The following is an 18,033-nucleotide window of genomic DNA, read 5'->3' as shown; positions in this document are numbered from 1 at the left end:
TCTCGTATGAATGGTCACGAGATCAACCCTTGATCCCATCGAGGAAGCCCGCGCCAGGGTGCGGCTGCGCTACCAGCGGGCGACGCGCACCTATTCCAACATGCGCCAGATCGGCCTGTCTGCCGAGCGTGTCGGCCGCAAGTCCGGTGCGAAGAAGCTGCCCCCGATTCAGGTGCTGCGCCAGCGCTGGCGTGAGATCGCCGGCGAGCAGCTCTACAAATATTGCCGCCCGGAACGTCTCAGCGGTGGCAAGGATGGCCGCGTGCTGACCCTGCTCGTCGTGCCGCAGGCCGCCCCGATGGTCCAGCACCAGTCCGAAACGCTGCGCCAGCGCGTCTCTGTCTCTGCCGGCGGCGACATCACCGCCATAAAGATCAAACAGGGCTCACTCGGCACCGAGCCGCCCAAGACGCTGCGCCGCAAGACCCGTCCCCTGACGCTGAAAGAGCGCAAAGAGCTGGAAGACTCCGCCGCCACGATCCAGGACGACAAGCTGCGCGCCGCAATTGTTGCGCTTGGAGAGGCCATGCTAACCGCAGAGGACACGCCGCGCCCGGCCAAGCCTGCCAAAGACGGCGACCTGCCATTCTGATCCCCGCGCTGCCCGCAAGGAGCCCCGAAATGTTGAAATCCCTCCTGAGTGCCACTCTGGCCGCCGCCCTCATGGCGATGCCCGCCTTCGCCGAAGACCTTTCGGTCGGTCACGCAAAGGGCTCGAAGGATGCGCCCCTGACAATGATCGAATATGGTTCGCTGACCTGTGGTGGGTGCAAATACTTCCACGACAAGCTCATGCCCCGCATCGAGGCCGACTATGTCGAGACCGGCAAGGTCCGCTTCATCTTCCGGGAAGTCCTGCACAATGACGTCGATACCGCCCTCGTCGCCATGGCGCGCTGCGCCGGCGAGCACAAATTCTTCGAGGCGACCGATGTCATATTCGACCGCCAGCCCGAGATCATCAAATCGGCGCAGGCCGGCACGCTGCTCGACACCTTTGTCGACATCGGCGCGCCCTATGGCATCACCGATGTTGACGCCTTCAATGCCTGCTACGCCGATATGAGCATCCGGCTCGACATGATCGAAGTGCAGGAAAGCGCCAATCAGTATGACCTGCACGGCACGCCAACCCTGATCATCAATGGCGAGGAAAAATACGTCGATGACGATTTCAACTCGGCCGACGCGTTCGCCGCCTATCTCGATGCCCGGCTTGCCGCCCTGCCCGATTCGCCTGCAGCGCAGGCAGAATAGTTAACAGAAGGGGTGGTTGCAGTTAATGAATTGGCAACCAAACCGACTCAATCCTTAACGCGAAGGTTATGATCATGAATTTCTTCTCACGACGCACTGCGCTTGCAGCGATTTCGGCGCTGGCCCTGGCCGCCTGTGGTGACACTGGCGCGGACACGACGCCTGCAGGCGATGCCGCCGTGACTGCGGGCAGCGAGCTTGGCCATGTCAAAGGCTCGGCCGACGCGCCCGTCACGCTGATCGAATACGCCTCGCCGACCTGCCCGGCCTGCAAATACTGGCATGACGATATCCAGCCGGTCGTCCAGTCGGACTATATCGACACCGGCAAGGTGAAGCTGATCTTCCGTGAATACCCGCTGCACGCACCCGACGTGCCAGCCTATCTGGTCGCCATGTGCGCCGGCGAAGACAAGTATTTCGCTGTGCTGGACGAGCTGTTCGAATACCAGTCCGGCATCGTCGAATCCGCCCAGAACGGCGTCCTGAAAGCCATGCTTCAGACCATCGGCCAGCGTCATGGCATCGAGACCGAAGCCGATTTTGACGCCTGCATGAACAATCGCGACCTGCGCCAGCAGATGGCCGATATCTACCAGACATCCGAGAAATTCGGCGTCACCGGTACGCCGACCTTCATCATTGATGGGGAAGTACACCAGTTCGCCAACATGAACTCGGCTGACAAGGTCAAGGCCGCGCTGGACGCTGCGCTGGAAGCCGCCGGCGTCTCCACAGACGAGTAGCGGGATGGAGAAGCCAGTATGAAGATAACCGAACTCCGTATTGCTGGCTTCAAATCCTTCGTGGACCCTCAGGATGTGCCGATCGAACCCGGCCTGACCGGGATCGTTGGGCCGAATGGCTGCGGCAAATCCAATTTGCTCGAAGCCCTGCGCTGGGCGATGGGTGCAAGTTCCGCGCGCGCCATGCGCGGCGGAGAGATGGATGATCTCATCTTCTCCGGCGCCGATGGCCGCCCAGCCCGCGAGACCGCTGAAGTCACACTCGTGCTGGACAATTCCAAGCGCACCGCGCCGCCGGAATTCAACGCCTCCGATACGCTGGAAGTCATCCGCCGCCTGAAGCGCGGCGCAGGCTCCACCTACAAGCTGAATGGCCGGACCGTGCGCGGCAAGGACATCCAGCTCCTGTTCGCGGATGCCTCGACCGGCGCGAACTCCCCGGCCCTTGTCCGCCAGGGCCAGATCTCCGAACTGATCGGCTCCAAGCCGCAGAACCGCCGCCGCATCCTTGAAGAGGCCGCAGGCATTGCGGGCCTGAACTCCCGTCGCCACGAGGCCGAGCTGAAACTGAACGGCGCCGAGACCAATCTCGAACGCCTGTCGGAAGTGTCCGCCGAGGTGGAGCGCCAGCTGGCCAGCCTGAAGCGCCAGGCCGCCAAGGCCCGCAAGTACAAGAGCCTGTCGGAAGAGATCCACGCGCTCGACGCCCTGATCGCGCATCTGCGCTGGCACGAAGCCAAGCTCGCTTGCGACACGGCCCGCACCCAACTGGACGACGCCCGCCGCGCGGTTGAGGAAAAGACCCGCGAAGACGCTGTCTGCGAGCGCCAGCGCATCGAAGCCGGCGAAGGGCTCAATCCCCTGCGCGAAGCTGAAAGCGTCGCCGCCGCCAAGCTCGGTCAGGCCCGCATCACGCTGGCGCGGCTTGAAACCGAGCGCAAGGTCGCCGCCGAGACGCATGAGCGCCTGGACGCTGAAGCGATCCGCCTGATGGAAGACATCGAGCGCGAGCAGGACCAGAAGCTGGAAGCCGAAGACGCACTGGCCCATGCCAGATTCGAACTGTCCTCGCTGCCGGTCCTCGACGAGGCCCGGAATGAAGAGATCGAATCCGAGACCCGCCGCGCGCTGGAAGATGCCCGCACGCGCCTCGCGGCTGCCGAGAAATCCGCCGACGAAGCACAGGAACGCCTCTCACAGGTCCGCGCCCAGCGCCGCGCCTCTGAGGAAAACGCCTCCGCCCAGCGCCGCCGCCAGTCCCAGCTCACCTCTGAAATCGACCGCCTGAAAGGCGAGATGTCCCGCATCGAGGATGCCGTCACGCTGGTTGGCCGGTTGAAAGACGCAAAAACTGCCGAGCAGGAGGCCGAAGCCGCCCTGCAGGAGGCCGAACACGCCGTCGGGGCCGCCGAGGCCAATCTCAACACGACCCGCGAAGCCGAGACCGCTGCACAGGCTCCGCGCGACAGCGCGCAACAGGATGTCCGCGCGCTGGAAGCCGAGATCGCCGGCCTGCACAAATTGCTCCGCAAGGCCGAGGGTCCAAAAGCCCCGCCAGTCGTTGAACGCATTCGCACGCAGGATGGCTTCGAGAAGGCCATCGCCGCCGCTCTGGGCGACGATATCGAAGCCCCGACCGACCGGTCCGCCGCGATGTATTGGGGCGGCGCCTCGCTTGCCTCGCAATCCCTGCCGCAGGGCGCCCGTCCGCTGACGGACGTCACCGAAGCCCCCGGCGAACTTGCTGCACGGCTTGCCCAATGCGGCGTCGTGGACGTGGCCGACGGCGAACGCCTGATGGGCCAGCTCCAGCCCGGCCAGCGCCTTGTTTCCGTCGAAGGTCATCTCTGGCGCTGGGATGGCTACATCCGCACACCAGACGCGCCTGCCAGCGCTGCGGCCCGCCTTGAACAGCAGGCCCGCCTCGAAGCGGCCGAAGCCGAACTGCCCGCGCTGACCGCCACCTATGAGGCGCGCGAGACCGATCTCGTCACCGCCCGTGAGGCGCGCCAATCTGCCGAGACCAGACTCCGCGACTTGCGTCAGGCCATCGCCCCGACCCAGCGCGCGCTCAGCGACGCGCGCAACCGCGTGTCACAGGAAGCGCAAGCCTCCGAACGGGCGGCCATGAAACGCGACACAAGCGGCGAAGCGCTGACCCGCGCCGAGGCCGACCTTGCCATCGTCAACGAGACGCTGGCCATGATCGCCCCGGAAGGCCCGGCCGAAGATGAAGCCGCCCTCGAAACCCGCCTCGCCGAAGCGCGCACGATGGTGGCCGAAGCCCGCACCGCAGAGATCGAAGCGCGTGGCCGCCTGACCGACATCACACGCGGCCGCGAGCAGGCCGCTGCCCGCCGCGACGGCCTCGAACGTGACATCAAGACATGGTCCGGCCGCATCACCGCGACCGAGGAACGTGTCGCCCGCCTGATCGAACGCCGCCGGACCACGGCTGCCGATGCGCTCGCCGCCAAGGCCCGACCGGAACAGCTGGCCGGTGAGATCGAGACTCGCAGCAACGAAGTCGAATCCCTCGAAGCCGAGCGCAAGCGTGTGGCCGACCAGCTGGCCGAGAAGGAAGCGGCCATCCGCGAGGCCGAACAGGCCGCCCGCGCCGCTGCCAATGCCGCCTCCGAAGCGCGCGAGAATCTCGCCGGCTGGAAGGTGAAGCTCGAAAACGCCGAAGGCCGGCTCGAAGAATCGGTCGAGATCGCCCGCAACAATTTCCAGCGCACGCCGGAAGGCCTGCTGGCCATTGCCGAAGCGGGCCTCGAAGAAGAGACGATGGGCGAGTTCACCCCGCGCGATGCCGAGCGCCGCGCAGACGAGCTTCGCCGCTCCCGCGACCAGCTGGGCGGCGTGAACATGAACGCCGAGGAAGAAGCTGAAGAGCTGGAAGAACGCCTTGGCGCGCAGGTCACCGAAAAGGAAGACCTCGTCGCCGCCATCGCCAAGCTGCGCCAGGGCGTCGATGCCCTGAACGCCGAAGGCCGCGAGCGCCTGCTGAAGGCATTCGAGCAGGTCAACGAGCACTTCAAGGCGCTGTTCACCGCCCTGTTCCGCGGGGGTCAGGCCGAGCTGCGCCTGGTCGATGCCGACGATCCGCTGAAGGCCGGTCTCGAAATCATGGCCCAGCCGCCCGGCAAGAAGCTCGGCACGCTGAACCTGATGTCCGGCGGCGAGCAGGCCCTGACGGCCGCAGCGCTGATCTTCGCGGTCTTCCTGTCGCGCCCGGCCCCGATCTGCGTGCTGGACGAGGTGGACGCGCCGCTGGATGACGCGAACGTCGACCGGTTCTGCAACATGCTCAACGAAATGCGCCAGCGCACCGACACACGCTTCGTGGTAATCACCCACAATCCGGTCACGATGAGCCGGATGGACCGTCTTTTCGGCGTCACCATGCGGGAAAAAGGCGTTTCCAAGCTGGTTTCTGTGGACCTGCAGGCAGCCGAAGAGCTCGTTGCGGCGGAGTAGCGCACACCTGCGCAATAGAAATCCAATAGAATCAGGTCTCTAGCTTTCTGCAATCGCGGTTGACTTGCCCGCGCCCAATACATAGTTTGCGCCGAAATCCGGGGGGCACCCCATCAGAAGGGATTCGCTCGCGCGAAGCTTAGCAAATCATGTCCAGTGAAGGCCCGAACGACCTCGGTGAACGTATCGCCCAGGCTCAGGCGGCCAGAGCGGCAAAGGATGCGGCAAAGCGCAAGCTGGATGCTGATGATGGAAGTCTTTCGGCCGGGGCCTACGCCCTGCGATATGGCGCGGAATTCGTCGCCTGCATCTTTGTCGGAGGCCTGATCGGTTTCTGGATCGACGCATTCGCAGGAACAAAGCCCTGGGGCCTGCTGATTGTCGGGACACTCGGCTTCGCAGCAGGTATACGAGCGATGATGCGCGCCTATCGGGAACTGAATGCCCGGGCGTTAGGAAACTTATCGGAGCCTGAGGCTCCAACAGACGGGACCGGGAACGAATGAATTTCGCTCTGCAAAACACCGCGATTGATCCGATCCACCAGTTTCAGGTCACGAAGTGGCTGGACCTGCGCCTCGGCAATATCGACATTTCCTTCACCAACGCATCGGGCTTCATGCTGCTGGGCGTGGTGCTGTGCATCGCCTTCTTCGGCTATGCCGCCTCCAAGAAGGCGCTGGTGCCGGGCCGCACGCAATCGATCGCCGAGATCGGCTATGGCTTCGTCGCCGACATGGTCCGCTCGACCGCCGGTGAAGAAGGCCTGCGCTTCTTCCCGTTCGTCTTCACGCTCTTCTTCTTCGTGTTCTTTGCCAACATGATCGGCATGGTGCCCTACGCCTTCACCACGACCAGCCATCTGGTCGTCACCGGTGCACTGGCCCTGCTCGTCATTTCCATCGTCATCGGCTTCGGTATCTGGAAGAACGGCCTCAGCTTCTTCAAGCTATTCGCCCCGTCGGGCGCGCCCTTCCTGATCTACCTGATCCTCGTGCCGATCGAGATCATCTCCTTCCTGGCCCGTCCGGTCACGCTGGCGCTGCGTCTGTTCGCCAACATGCTGGCCGGCCACATCATGCTGAAACTGTTTGCAACCTTTGCAGCCCAGCTCATCGGCGCGGCCCTGTCCGGCGCGGTGTTCATGGGCGTGGTTGGCATCCTGGCCTTCGGCATGGGGGTTGCGCTCAACGCGCTCGAGCTTCTTGTGGCAGGTCTTCAGGCCTATGTTTTCGCAATCCTGACCTGCGTTTACCTGAACGACGCCCTGCACCCGTCACACTAAGGACTCTTCGCCAGTGCGGCCTTCGGGAACGCACTAAAAAACTTGACGCAGCCTAACGAACACGCTTCACGGGCCGCAAATTATTGAAACCCTTGCATTCCAAACAGGAGACGACCATGGAAGGCGATATCGCACTCGGCCTCAAATATGTAGGCGCTGGCCTCGCAACCCTCGGCATGATCGGTGCCGCGATCGGTGTGGGCAACATCTTCAGCTCGTTCCTCGATGCTGCCATGCGCAACCCGTCCGCTGCACCACAGCAGACCGGTAACCTCTTCATCGGTATGGCCCTCGCAGAGGCACTCGGCATCCTGTCGTTCCTCGTGGCCGTCCTGATCCTGTTCGTGGTCTAAGCCACTTACACGCCAAGAACGGGCCGGCGGACTTGATAGACCACCGGCCCGATCCAGCCTGATGCTGCACTTGAGGTACTGAAATGCTGCTCGCCCTGCTTGCGGAAACTGCCCATCACCTACCGGATGACGCGCCGCCACCGTTCCCGCCTTTCGAGGCGTGGCACATGCCGGGCCAGTTGTTCTGGCTCGCGATCCTTTTCGGGGCCCTCTACTTCTCCCTCTCGCGCTTCATCCTGCCAAAGATGTCGGACACGATCGAAAAACGGTCTGACCGCATCGCCTCCGATCTCGATCAGGCCGCCAAGCTGAATGAGCAGGCCACCGAAGCCCAGCAGGCGCTCGAATTGCGCATTGCCCAGGCCAAGGGGAAAGCCCGCGAAACAGCTGCCAAGGCGACTGCCAAGGTGGACGACGAAATGACGGCTGAAACCGCCCGCGTCGATGCCGAGATCGAAAAGAAGCTGGACGCTGCCGAAGAGCGGATCTCCGCCCTGCGCGCATCGGCCATGCAGAATGTCGAACAGATCGCTGTGGACGCGGCTGACGCCATGACCGCCCGTTTCGGCCTCAAGGCCTCTGCGGCAGACCTCAAGAAAGCCGTTTCGACGGCTCTGAACTAAGAGACATGCAGATGACCCTTCGTCTTGCCCCTGCCCTTGCCTTCGCTGCGCTGGCCGCATCGCCCGCCTTTGCCGCATCTGATGCGCATGGCGGCGGCGGCTTCATCGGCGGCTTCATGTATTCGCTGACCGACCCGGTCACGCACACCGCCTTCCTGGCCTTCGCGACCTTCCTTCTGATCGCATGGCGCATGGGCGCCCTGAAGGCGATCACCGGTGGCCTCGACAAGCGCGCGGACGATATCCGCAACGAGCTGGATGAAGCCCAGAACCTCCGCGAACAGGCCGCTGAAGCCCTCGCACTGGCTGAGCGCCGCCAGCAGGATGCCGACAAGGAAGCCGAAGCGATGATCGCCCAGGCCAAGGAAGACGCCAAGCGCATCATGAAAGAGGCCCGCAAGGACATTGCTGACCGCCTCGCGCGCCGGGAAGCCCTGGCGGAAGCCCGCATCTCCCGCGCCGAAGCGGAAGCCACCGAGGAAGTCCGCCGCGCCGCGGCAGACGCTGCCACGGCTGCTGCCAAGCGCTTGCTTGCCGAAGACACGGCCGTCGACCAGTTCGAATCCGCAGCCCGCGAAATCGAAAAAGCCCTCGGCTAGACGGGGACACCTTCCGGCCTCTCCCCGGCCCATATCTTTCAAGACCCCTGACCTGCCCGCGCAGTTCAGGGGTTTTTTGTATCCGCTATTCAACCGCATGACGCGCATGGCACGCTTGGGCACATGAACACCCTGCTCGCTCCCCTGGCTTCGCCACTGCCTTCCTACCTGGAACCCTGCCGGTTCTGGATATGGCTGCAGATGGTGGCCTGGCGGCTTTATGTGCGCGCGGTAAAGGGCCGGGGCATACCGTTCATGACGGTCATTGATCGTCAGGGCACCGTCTATCTGAAATGGATCGGGCACCCGCCTCACGAAGTCCCGCAAGCGCCGGAAGACCCGCTGGCCTTCAGACCCTCAAAAGCCTTCCGCATTGCTATCGGAGATATCGAATCCGCTCATCCCGGCGAAACCCTGGATACGCAACGCGCGGCGAACAAACACCCCCGCGGCATACATTTCATCAAAAGCGGCCCCCTGCCCCTGCCGGACATCTGAGCTCAATCTCTTCCTGAAAACGTAACCGACCCACAGGCGCCCTCACAGGCGTCGCGGGTGCTGGGGCGCGCCTAGCTCAGCTGGAGTTCGACCAGGCGCTTGTAGGCGCCACTGGAGGCCATCAGCGCGTCATGCGTGCCTTCTTCCACCGCGCGGCCGTCTTCCATCACGATGATACGGTCAGCCGCGCGGACCGTGGACAGGCGGTGCGCAATGATCAGCGTGGTGCGGCCCCTGGAGAAATCCGCCAGCGCTGCCTGTACCTTGGCCTCGCTTTCGGCATCCAGGGCCGACGTGGCTTCATCCAGCAACAGGATTGGCGCACCGCGCAGGATCGCCCTGGCCAGGGCCACGCGCTGGCGCTGGCCGCCGGAAAGGTTGCGGCCCATCTCGCCCGCCGGCGACTGGTAGCCCTCCGGCATGGCGGTGATGAAATCATGCGCATTGGCCGCCTTGGCCGCCGCCTCGATCTCGGCATTGGTCGCGCCAAGACGCCCCAGCGCGATATTGTTGTGAACCGTATCGTCGAACAGAGCCGAATCCTGCGCCACGAGGCCGATATTCGCCCGCAGCGTATCTCCGACAACGCCGCGCACATCCTTGCCATCGACACGCACTGCGCCGGTCTCGGCATCATAGAGGCGCATCAGCAGGTTAAACACGGTGGATTTGCCTGCGCCCGACGGGCCGACAATCGCCACCGTCTCGCCCGGCGCCGCGACGAAGGACAGGCCGGTCAGCGCGCGCGTGCCATCCGGATAGGCAAAGGTCACGCCGTCAAACTCGACCTGCCCGCTGACCCGGCTCAGCCGCTCGGCATCCGGGGCATCGGCAATATGGGTCGTCGCATCGACAATCTCGAACACGCGGTCCGCGGCTGCGCCGCCTTCCTGTGCCACAGCATTCAATGTGCCGAGCGCCCTGAGTTCCGGCGAGACAATGCCCAGCGCCGCAATGAAGCCGAGCAGATCGCCGAGCGTCATCGCGCCCTGCGACATGCGCCAGGCCGCAAAGCCGAGAATGCCGGCCAGCGCGGCGCCGCCCGCCACCTCGAGGATCGGGTCCACCGCCGCCCGGTCGGTCAGCACTTTCAGGAACAGTTTGGAGCGCTCGACGAACCCCTGCCGCGCGCGGGATTTCTGGTAGGGCTCCAGCCCATAGGCCTTCACCACGCGCGCCGACTGGAAGCCTTCCGACAGGAGCGACGTCACCTGCCCGACCTGCTTCTGGGCCTGCTTGGAGCGTTTGCGGATACGGTTGCCAAGGCCGATGACCGGCCCGAACGCAATCGGATAGGCGACCAGCAGGAGCAAGGTCAGCTGCCAGTCGATGACCAGCATCACGCCGAACATGCCGATCACGGTGATCGTGCTCTTGGTGAAATTATTGGCAAAGCGCAGCGCCGCATCGCGGATCGCGTTCACATCATTGATGAAGCGCGAAACGAAGTCGCCAGAAGCGTCCGCCGCCACGCGCGCATAATCGCCATCGGTCAGGGAATCGAACTGGCTGGACTGGACCGCGACAAGCCCGCGCTGGACGCCGGTATTGTTGAACAGGGTCATCAGGTAGAGCGAGAGCGCCCGCGCGCACGACAGGGCGACAATCGCGCCGCCGATCCACCAGATCCAGTCAGGGCCGGAAACAGGCGTTGCCGCCTCATCCCCGAAACTCGCCTGCAGCCGATCCCCCAGCATCTTCAGCACCAGCGAATAGCCCATCGCGCTGAGCGAGGTCAGCAAGGCCATGAGCGTACCGGCGGCGAACCAGCCGATATGCGGGCTGAAATAGGCTGCAAACAGGCGCCTCAGGCTCCCCGTCTGCTTGGGGGCCCTGGGTGTCACCACCTCAGACGTGATGGTGGTCTCCCGTTTCCGGGTCCAGCAGCTTGTGGGCGTGCAGGATGAAATAGCGGACTTCTGCATTGTCCACTGTGCGGTGGGCCGCATTTTTCCAGGCGTCGTAGGCGTCCTTGTAGTTCGGGAAGGCGCCGACAAAGTCGACCTTGGAAAGATCTTCGAATTCCACTTCGGCCACATCCTTCAGCTCGCCGCCGAATACGATGTGGAGAAGCTGTTTGGTCTCGCGGGTAGTATCGCCCATTTTGGCTGGCTCCATAGTCGCTGGAGGCGCCATTTTCGGCGCCCTTTCCTGTGGGTCAGGTATATCCACAAATTCTGACCTGCGCACTAACAGAGGATGCAGGGCGTTTCCAGAAGCAATGACGCTCCTTTGTGCAGGTACTGCCCGGTTGAATATGAGTTTTTCGCCGCGATGTGTCGTTGCGACACCACCGGCTTCCTCGATCAGGATCGTGCCCGCTGCCAGATCCCAGTCCGCCTTCTGACCCAGAACGAGCGTTGCATCCCATTTGCCGGCCGCCACGAAGGCCATCCGCAACAGGGTGGAGTTGGGTTTGGGCCGCGCAATCGTGACCGGCGGCCACGGCTCAGGCCAGGCCGGGTGCTCCAGCATCGTCTCCGCCGCGATCAGGCGGCAGCCTGCCTCGGTCGAGCAGTCGCTGACCCGGATCGCCTGACCATTCAGGAACGCGCCCTGCCCGCGATGGGCCTCGTAGAATTCGTCCAGTTCCGGCGCATACAGCACCCCGCCTACCGAGATGCCCTCTTCGACAATGGCGAGGCCAATGCACCAGTGCGGATCGCCGCGAATATAGGCGCGCGTCCCGTCAATCGGGTCCACAACCCAGCAGCGGTCCTTCTGGCGCGCATCCGGATTGTCGAGCGTCTCTTCCGACAGCCAGCCATATTCGGGCCGGAAGCGCATCAGCCGGTCCGAGCAGAGCTGGTTCACGGCCATATCGGCTTCGGTCACCGGGCTGCCGCCGGTCTTGTGCCAGGTTTCGGCCGTCTGCCCGCCCAGCATGAAGGATTGTGCGAGCTTGCCCGCTTCCTGCGCCAGTTCACGCAGGAGTTTCATGTCTTCCGACAAGGTGCGGTCAGCTACCCGCAAGACTCATATCCTCGATGAGAATGCTCGGCGCGTCCCGTGTTCCGCGGAACTCAAGGTCCGAAGCCGGGATCAGCCGGGCAAACATGGAGGGCAGATCGCCCGCGATGGTGACTTCAGACACCGGATAGGCAATCTCGCCATCCTCGAACCAGAAGCCCGACACGCCGACCGAATAGTCGCCATTGTTCGGATTGATCGACGGTCCGAACATGTCGGTCACCAGCAAGCCCTTGCCTGCGCCCCTGACCAGTTCGGCCGGAGTCTTGTCTCCGGCTTTCAAATAGAGGTTCGACGTCGTCACGCCCGGCGGATCGCCAAAGCCGAGGGCGGAAAAGCCATTCGGCTCCATGCCCAGCTGACGCGCTGATGGCGAGTTGAGCAGCCAGCTGGTCAGCCGTCCATCATCAATGAGGTGGGTTTCGCGGACCGGCAGGCCCTCGCCATCATGGCTGCGCGAGCCCATGCCCATCGGGCGGAATGGATCGTCGATGATGTGAATGCCCTTGGCGAACACCTGCTCGCCCATCCGGTCTTTCAGGAAACTGACGCCGCGCGCCACGGACGGCCCGGAGATCGCGCCGAGAAAGGCGCCGATCAAGCCCGCAGAAACGCGTCGGTCATACAGGACTGCCGCCTTCTGGGTGTTCAGCTTGCGCGCGCCAAGGCGAGAAATCGTCCGTTCACCGGCCGTGATGCCGATCTCGGCAGCGGTCGGGCGGTCTTTCTTGAAGCGGACAGACCAGCTGTCATAATCGCGCTCCATATGGCCGTCGCGCTCTGCCACCGCGGCCAGGCCGAGGCTGGTGGACGTGCCGGTCTTGAAGGCGGAAAAGCCATTGCTGGCGGCGACCCAGCGCGAGGAGCGGTTCCAGGAGGCGCCGCAGCCGGCCACCGTCTTGATCCCTGCAATGCCGAGCGCAGCCGCTTCAGCGGTCAACGCTTCCGATTCGAGGGTTTCGGCCGGAATTTCCGGCTCCCCCGTCAGATCCATGTCCAGATCGCCGGTCGCCAGCTTGTCCGCATCCGGCAGGCCGCAATACTTGTCTTCCGGCACGGCGCGCGCCATTGCCACGCAGCGTTCAGCCAGCGCCTTAAGGCCGTCCGGGGACAGATCCGCCCCCGAGACGTGCGCCTGGCGCTTGCCATACAGGCAGCGCAGGGCGACCGAGCGGCCCTCTTCGCGCTCAATGCTTTCCAGCGCTCCGTCACGAACGGAAACGCTCACGCCTTCGGTTACGCCGATCCGGGCGTCTGCAGCATCTGCACCTTCCTTGCGGCAATGGTCCAGTAGTCCGGCAAGCAAATCGGCCGGCGGTGTCTTGAAATCAGCCATTCCGGCTAGATGGACGCTGCGCCCGCCTCGCGCAACTGCGCAATTCAGACGAGGGCGTGGTACAGGATCGCCAGCGCCGTCAGCACCATCGCGATCCAGCTCAGCAGGATGCCCCCGGCCCGCATCGGCATCACGGTCCCGCCGAGTCCAATGACATGCATCACCCGTCCGAGGGTAAACACGCCCCCGGCGACGTGAAGGGTCCAGACCGGCAGCCCCATCAGGGCCATGACAACGAGGCCAACCAGCATGGACGGGATGTACTCAGTGGCATTGCCGTGAACGCGCGTGCGCAATTCCAGCATCTCGTTGCCGCCCGTCCCGATGGACACTTTCGCCGACTGGCGCACGGACACGACCCGGAATGCCAGATAGATCAGCAGCAACATGTTGATGGCGACATAGACGCCTGCAGCTTCAAGTGATGTCATTGTTTTTCCTCCCCTTTAAAAAAGGCCACCGACGCGAATCGATGGCCTGTTTCCATATCATCGTGATTCTCCGCCGGCGGTCAGTCGTCGCGGCGCGCGTCCGGCAGGCGGTCATTGATGTCGTCGCGAATGTCGAGCAGCGTGACGATCAGACCGCAGATCAGGCTGGCCGCGATCCAGCCGCCGACTGTGAACACGACAAAGTCGGCCACTTGGGCAATCGTGCCGGTCAAATTGGCCAGCTCGCCGGTGAATTCCCCCCGATTGTACAGGCCCAGTGCGATGCCAGCGACAATGATCGCGATGTATGCGACGTAGACCATCGTGCGGAAGCTGTTGATAATAAAGAACTTCATGAGATCCCCTTCCTTAACTCCAAATCATTTCTATGCAGATTGCTGCCACCCGTCACCCGATTACACGCGAGAAACGAAATTCCCATGACCGGGCGGATTCGGTTTTGCGACACGGCCCGGTCATTCGTCGTCCTGCAAAGTCAGTTCACATGAGATCATGGCGCTCAGCGAGGCGGCGAATTCCAGCTGATCGCTCATGCTGAGGGATTCCACGTAATCCTCGATGTCGCGCTTTTCCCGCCCAATCGCTGCGGCCGTGCGTCGGAACAGGTCCGGGCTCAGCTTCTCTTCCATGGCGCCGGTGATGCAGTCGCAGGTTTCGGGGGCTTCGCCATCGGCAATGCACGCCTCGGTCAACGTCTCCCGGTCGGATTTCTGGCTGCACGCGGCAAGCATGGCCAAGCTAAGGCCGGTCAGGATCAGGACGCGCATTCTGGCAGCTCCGGTATCTTCAGGTGCCAGCCAAGCACGAAATTAACTAACAGGAAAGCAACTATTCCCGTTGCAGGATCTTGTCGACCTGGATGCCTTTTCCGAAGTCGCGCAGGAATTTTTCCTTCACTTCGAGCCGGTCATAATCGTCCGAAACCCAGTCGAGAAACGGCTTCCAATCCTCCGGGGCGCGCCCGGCATTATAGTCGGCATAAGCCTGGAAAAACGCATCCAGCATGCCGGTCTTGCCATGTTTGACGTGCAGGTATTTCAGCGACAATTGTTCGGTCGCCTCCACGAAGGGCACTTTTTCCCGCAGCAATTTGTAGAGGACGGACATGAGCCCCGCCCGGTCCGCGCCGGATTTGCAATGCATCAGGGCCGGGTATTCGATCGAATCGAACAGCTCCTTGGCCGCGAACAATGCCTCTTTCGTCGGCGTATCCCGCGAGAAGACCTGAAAATCGACCAGAGCAATTCCGGCGGCCTCACAGGCCTCCTTCTCCAGCAGGTAATAGCCCTTGGTGCTTTCCCCGCGCAGGTTCAGGATGGTGCGAATGCCGAGTGTCTCGGCATATTCGACCACCTTCTTCGGCGAAGGCTGGTTCGCCCGCCACATCTCCGGCGAGATCTGGTGCAGATTGGAAAAGGCCGCCCGCAGGAAGCCGTGATCGCCCCAGACCAGTTCGCGGCGCGCACGGGCGCGGCCCTCCGGGGTCGACAGGTCAGGTGCCACATGCGGCTTGCGATTCTTCTTGGATCTCAGCTTTACCATTGCCCCGCGATTAGCCGCCGGGCTCGCCGTCGGCAAGCAAAGGCGGCAGAAAGAAATATCACACGCCCTGCATCCAAACACGCCCCTGCCGGCATCTTACCTACAAAGGCGCCGAACACGACGCCCCGGAACAAGCTGAAGGAGCTTTTGAAATGAGCGAAGATATTGTCGTCCCCGTCGTCTTTTTTGGCGCCCTTGCCGGAATTGTCTGGCTGGTCAGCCACTATAATTACAAGAAACGCCTAACCCTCCACGAAACCGTCCGTCATGCGGTCGACAAGGGCCAGGACCTGACAGGCGAGACGATGGAAAAACTCGCCCTGATCACCGATCCGATCCGCGCCGATTTGCGCCGGGGCGTCCTGTTTCTCGCCGTCGGTGTCGCCTTTGGCTTTCTCGGCGTGATGGTCGGCATGGAAGAAGGCGAAGCGGTCAAGCCAATGATCGGCGTCGCATCCTTTCCCGTCTTCATTGGCCTCGCCTATCTTGGTCTCTGGGCAGCGAGTCGCCGTGGGCAACACGGTTAGGCTGAGGCTGGTTGCCAAGGGAGGGCGCGACATGCGCAGCGATCCGGACCTGGCCGCAAGCGCCGCACGAGGTCATGAGGCAGATTTTGCCGAACTCGTGCGACGCCATCAGGCCCGAATCCGCGGCATGGCGAGGCGCCTCACCGGCTCGGCCAGTGACGGGGACGATATTGCCCAGGCCACGTTCCTCAAGGCGTGGCAGAAGATCGGCTCCTATGCCGGCGGAACCTTCTCGGCCTGGATCTGCACGATTTGCTGGCGGGAATACCTGCAAGTCCGCCGCAAGCAGAAGATTGAGATCGAGTTCGACGAGACGGCAGAGATCATTCCGTTCGAGCGCAGCCAGTCGGATGAAGTCGGCGACCAGATGGACCTGACACGCGCGCTCGGAAATTTGTCCGAGGCCCAACGGATTTGCGTGATTCTCTGCGTCGCGTCGGGCCTGTCCCACCGCGAAGCGGCCGAAGCCACCGGCTGGCCGCTTGGCACGATAAAATCCCATGTAACGCGCGGTGTCGCCGCGCTTCGCAAACACCTTGAAAGCAGCCACGTGGCGTGATGGAGTATGATGATGCGTGACCAGGAACCCTATTCAGACCTGACCGATCTCTTCACGGCGGAAGACCGCGCGCTGGACCCGGCCCCGTTCGTGAATGATGTGATGACCGGCATTCGCCGCACATCCCTGTCTCGCCGCCTGGTGCTTGGCGCCGTCGGCGTGGTGGGCGCTGGCGTGGCGGCCTTCCAGCTGCCAAGCCTGCTGGCCGGTTGGAGCGGACTCGACACGCTGGTGACCCGGACGGTCAATGATGCCCAGCAGGATGCCAGCCTGCTCGCCTCTGCGGATCCACTCTGGTTGATGGTGGGCGGCGTCGTCGCGGTCAGCCTGCTGGCCGTAACAGCCTGGGAACGCGCCTAGGCCTTTGGCCGCCAGCCCATGCCTTCCAGCAGGGCTTTCGTTTCGTAAAGCGGCAGGCCGACAATCGCGGTATAGCTGCCGCTGATATGGGTGATGAACCCGCCGGCCATGCCCTGGATGCCATAGCCGCCGGCCTTGCCTTGCCACTCGTCGCTGGCGATGTAGGCGGCGATTTCCTGATCGGTCAGGCGCTTCACCTTCACGCGGGCCAGGACCGTGCGGCGGCTCACCCGGCCGTCCGGGGCTTTCACGGCGATGCCGGTAAGGCATTGATGCGACCGGCCGGACAGCAGGCGCAGGAAGGCTTCGGCTTCTGCCGCGTCGGCGGCCTTTTCCAGATTACGCTGGCCAAGCGCCACAACCGTGTCGGCGGCCAGCACAAAGCCCGGCTCCGGACAGGCCTCGGCCTTCTCCCGCGCCAGCCTTTCGGCCAGCGCCCGCGGAGATTCGTCCTTGCGACGGGATTCGTCGATGTCAGTGGGGCAGATCGCGTCCGGCACAATCCCGATCTGGGCGAGCAGGTCTCGCCGCCGGGGACTCGCACTGGCGAGGATCAGGGGAACATGCCCTGAGGACGCCATATCTCTTATTTGAAGCGGTAGGTGATACGACCCTTGGTCAGGTCATACGGGGTCATCTCAACCATCACCTTGTCCCCGGTCAGCACGCGGATACGGTTCTTCCGCATCTTGCCAGCCGTGTGGGCAATGATTTCGTGGTCGTTCTCGAGTTTAACGCGGAACGTCGCGTTCGGCAGCAGTTCCACGACTGTGCCTTCGAATTCAATCAGTTCTTCCTTCGACATGCAGTCTCCAATAAAGGGCGGTCCATTGCGCCGCCGAAACGCATATAGGGGGCGCATAAAGCTTTGCACGGATTCCGGCAAGATTTGAAGTTCAGCAAAATGCCCCGTCCTTCGGGCATTTTCGGGGCATATAGGTCTGACTCTTGCAGGTTTCGCCTATTTCGTCGGTTGATCCAACCTATATTATGGACAATGGCTGGCTCCCCGCAGAAACAGGGCCTTCGGCCTGAACCAGTTGAATGTGAGTAACTCGTGATGACAGCCCAGCGCAAACCCCAGACCAAGGATGCCCTCGACCTGATGTCGGAGCGTATTCATGAGGCGTCTGAAGTGCTGAAAGCCATGTCGAGCGATACGCGTCTCAAGATCATGTGCGCCCTCAGCGATGGCGAGCACCCGGTCCACCAGCTGGCTGCCCTGACCGGCCAGTCGCATTCGGCCGTCTCCCAGCACCTGTCGAAACTGCGCGGCGCCGGTCTGGTCGAAAGCCGACGCGATGCGCAGACGATCTATTATCGCTGCGCCGGCGGAATCGGCCGGGAACTGGTCGATACGCTCTGCGCCTATTACCGATAGACCTGCTGCTGCCACGCCATAATCAAAAACATCCGTTTGAATCAGGATACGTTTTCGATACCGAT

General features: G+C 63.0%; 23 protein-coding genes. 14 read left to right on the top strand and 9 right to left on the bottom strand.

All coding sequences use genetic code 11. The features are described 5' to 3' along the window. Positions 1-10 precede the first annotated feature (10 nt). From V7660_RS16935 to V7660_RS16890, 10 genes are all read left to right on the top strand, one after another. Positions 11-592, top strand: a complete 582-nt coding sequence (locus tag V7660_RS16935; protein ID WP_335604232.1) for a DUF721 domain-containing protein — start codon at positions 11-13, stop codon at positions 590-592. Between the two features lie 29 nt (positions 593-621). Further along, positions 622-1,257 carry a thioredoxin domain-containing protein gene (locus V7660_RS16930; RefSeq protein WP_335604231.1) on the top strand — a complete coding sequence of 212 codons (636 nt, stop codon included), beginning with the start codon at positions 622-624 and terminating at the stop codon, positions 1,255-1,257. Positions 1,258-1,331: 74 nt separating this feature from the next. Next, entirely contained in the window at positions 1,332-2,003 is a 672-nt protein-coding gene (locus tag V7660_RS16925) for a thioredoxin domain-containing protein (protein ID WP_335604230.1), read from the top strand. Between the two features lie 18 nt (positions 2,004-2,021). Further along, positions 2,022-5,483, top strand: coding sequence for a chromosome segregation protein SMC (gene smc, locus V7660_RS16920; protein ID WP_335604229.1), 3,462 nt, complete (start codon positions 2,022-2,024; stop codon positions 5,481-5,483). Between the two features lie 149 nt (positions 5,484-5,632). Then, a complete protein-coding gene (locus tag V7660_RS16915) occupies positions 5,633-5,989 on the top strand; it encodes an AtpZ/AtpI family protein (RefSeq protein ID WP_051607505.1) in 357 nt (118 codons plus the stop codon). Beyond that, entirely contained in the window at positions 5,986-6,768 is a 783-nt protein-coding gene (locus V7660_RS16910; RefSeq protein ID WP_335604228.1) for a F0F1 ATP synthase subunit A, read from the top strand. Before V7660_RS16915 ends, V7660_RS16910 begins: the two co-directional genes overlap by 4 nt. A gap of 116 nt (positions 6,769-6,884) precedes the next feature. Continuing rightward, entirely contained in the window at positions 6,885-7,121 is a 237-nt protein-coding gene (locus V7660_RS16905) for a F0F1 ATP synthase subunit C (protein WP_027838455.1), read from the top strand. Positions 7,122-7,204: 83 nt separating this feature from the next. Beyond that, on the top strand, positions 7,205-7,744 hold the full coding sequence (locus tag V7660_RS16900; RefSeq protein WP_335604227.1) for a F0F1 ATP synthase subunit B family protein: 540 nt from the start codon (positions 7,205-7,207) through the stop codon (positions 7,742-7,744). A gap of 11 nt (positions 7,745-7,755) precedes the next feature. Next, positions 7,756-8,343 (top strand): F0F1 ATP synthase subunit B family protein, encoded by a 588-nt coding sequence (locus tag V7660_RS16895; protein WP_335604226.1) that lies wholly within the window; start codon positions 7,756-7,758, stop codon positions 8,341-8,343. A 123-nt stretch (positions 8,344-8,466) separates the two neighbouring features. Beyond that, positions 8,467-8,841, top strand: a complete 375-nt coding sequence (locus V7660_RS16890) for a hypothetical protein (protein WP_335604225.1) — start codon at positions 8,467-8,469, stop codon at positions 8,839-8,841. Between the two features lie 71 nt (positions 8,842-8,912). Here the strand turns inward: V7660_RS16890 and V7660_RS16885 are convergent, their stop codons facing one another. The 7 genes from V7660_RS16885 to V7660_RS16855 all read right to left on the bottom strand — a co-directional run bounded on the left by V7660_RS16885 (position 8,913) and on the right by V7660_RS16855 (position 15,141). Next, positions 8,913-10,685 carry an ABC transporter ATP-binding protein gene (locus V7660_RS16885; protein WP_335604224.1) on the bottom strand — a complete coding sequence of 591 codons (1,773 nt, stop codon included), beginning with the start codon at positions 10,683-10,685 and terminating at the stop codon, positions 8,913-8,915. Between the two features lie 4 nt (positions 10,686-10,689). Next, complete coding sequence (locus V7660_RS16880) at positions 10,690-11,814, bottom strand: inositol monophosphatase family protein (protein WP_335604223.1); 1,125 nt, start codon at positions 11,812-11,814, stop codon at positions 10,690-10,692. Beyond that, the gene (locus V7660_RS16875) at positions 11,801-13,147 is read right to left on the bottom strand and encodes a TldD/PmbA family protein (RefSeq protein WP_335604222.1); all 1,347 of its coding nucleotides are present in this window, start codon (positions 13,145-13,147) and stop codon (positions 11,801-11,803) included. The genes V7660_RS16880 and V7660_RS16875 overlap by 14 nt, the downstream gene beginning before the upstream one ends. A 44-nt stretch (positions 13,148-13,191) precedes the next feature. Beyond that, a complete protein-coding gene (locus V7660_RS16870; protein ID WP_335604221.1) occupies positions 13,192-13,578 on the bottom strand; it encodes an MAPEG family protein in 387 nt (128 codons plus the stop codon). An 80-nt stretch (positions 13,579-13,658) separates the two neighbouring features. Next, complete coding sequence (locus V7660_RS16865; protein WP_335604220.1) at positions 13,659-13,934, bottom strand: hypothetical protein; 276 nt, start codon at positions 13,932-13,934, stop codon at positions 13,659-13,661. A 120-nt stretch (positions 13,935-14,054) separates the two neighbouring features. Then, the gene (locus tag V7660_RS16860) at positions 14,055-14,366 is read right to left on the bottom strand and encodes a hypothetical protein (RefSeq protein ID WP_335604219.1); all 312 of its coding nucleotides are present in this window, start codon (positions 14,364-14,366) and stop codon (positions 14,055-14,057) included. Between the two features lie 61 nt (positions 14,367-14,427). After that, entirely contained in the window at positions 14,428-15,141 is a 714-nt protein-coding gene (locus tag V7660_RS16855) for a fused DSP-PTPase phosphatase/NAD kinase-like protein (RefSeq protein WP_335604218.1), read from the bottom strand. A 152-nt stretch (positions 15,142-15,293) separates the two neighbouring features. Between V7660_RS16855 and V7660_RS16850 the strand changes: the two genes are divergently transcribed. Genes V7660_RS16850 through V7660_RS16840 form a run of 3 tightly spaced genes read left to right on the top strand, consistent with a single transcriptional unit; the run spans position 15,294 to position 16,587 of the window. Then, positions 15,294-15,668, top strand: coding sequence for a DUF6249 domain-containing protein (locus V7660_RS16850; RefSeq protein WP_335604217.1), 375 nt, complete (start codon positions 15,294-15,296; stop codon positions 15,666-15,668). Positions 15,669-15,699: 31 nt separating this feature from the next. Further along, entirely contained in the window at positions 15,700-16,227 is a 528-nt protein-coding gene (locus tag V7660_RS16845; RefSeq protein ID WP_335604216.1) for an RNA polymerase sigma factor, read from the top strand. 12 nt (positions 16,228-16,239) lie between these two features. Continuing rightward, entirely contained in the window at positions 16,240-16,587 is a 348-nt protein-coding gene (locus tag V7660_RS16840) for a hypothetical protein (protein ID WP_335604215.1), read from the top strand. On the opposite strand, the gene V7660_RS16835 is transcribed toward V7660_RS16840, so the two are convergent. Together V7660_RS16835 and infA are read right to left on the bottom strand one after the other, a co-directional pair. After that, positions 16,584-17,168 (bottom strand): Maf family protein, encoded by a 585-nt coding sequence (locus V7660_RS16835; protein ID WP_335604214.1) that lies wholly within the window; start codon positions 17,166-17,168, stop codon positions 16,584-16,586. The genes V7660_RS16840 and V7660_RS16835 overlap by 4 nt on opposite strands. Before the next feature lie 5 nt (positions 17,169-17,173). Beyond that, complete coding sequence (infA, locus tag V7660_RS16830; RefSeq protein ID WP_011646371.1) at positions 17,174-17,392, bottom strand: translation initiation factor IF-1; 219 nt, start codon at positions 17,390-17,392, stop codon at positions 17,174-17,176. A gap of 255 nt (positions 17,393-17,647) precedes the next feature. Between infA and V7660_RS16825 the strand changes: the two genes are divergently transcribed. Next, positions 17,648-17,968, top strand: coding sequence for an ArsR/SmtB family transcription factor (locus tag V7660_RS16825; protein ID WP_335604213.1), 321 nt, complete (start codon positions 17,648-17,650; stop codon positions 17,966-17,968). Positions 17,969-18,033: the final 65 nt, after the last annotated feature.

The sequence above is a fragment of the Hyphomonas sp. genome (assembly GCF_036964145.1).
Classification (GTDB): domain Bacteria; phylum Pseudomonadota; class Alphaproteobacteria; order Caulobacterales; family Hyphomonadaceae; genus Hyphomonas.
This window is presented reverse-complemented; position numbering and strand designations above follow the sequence as displayed.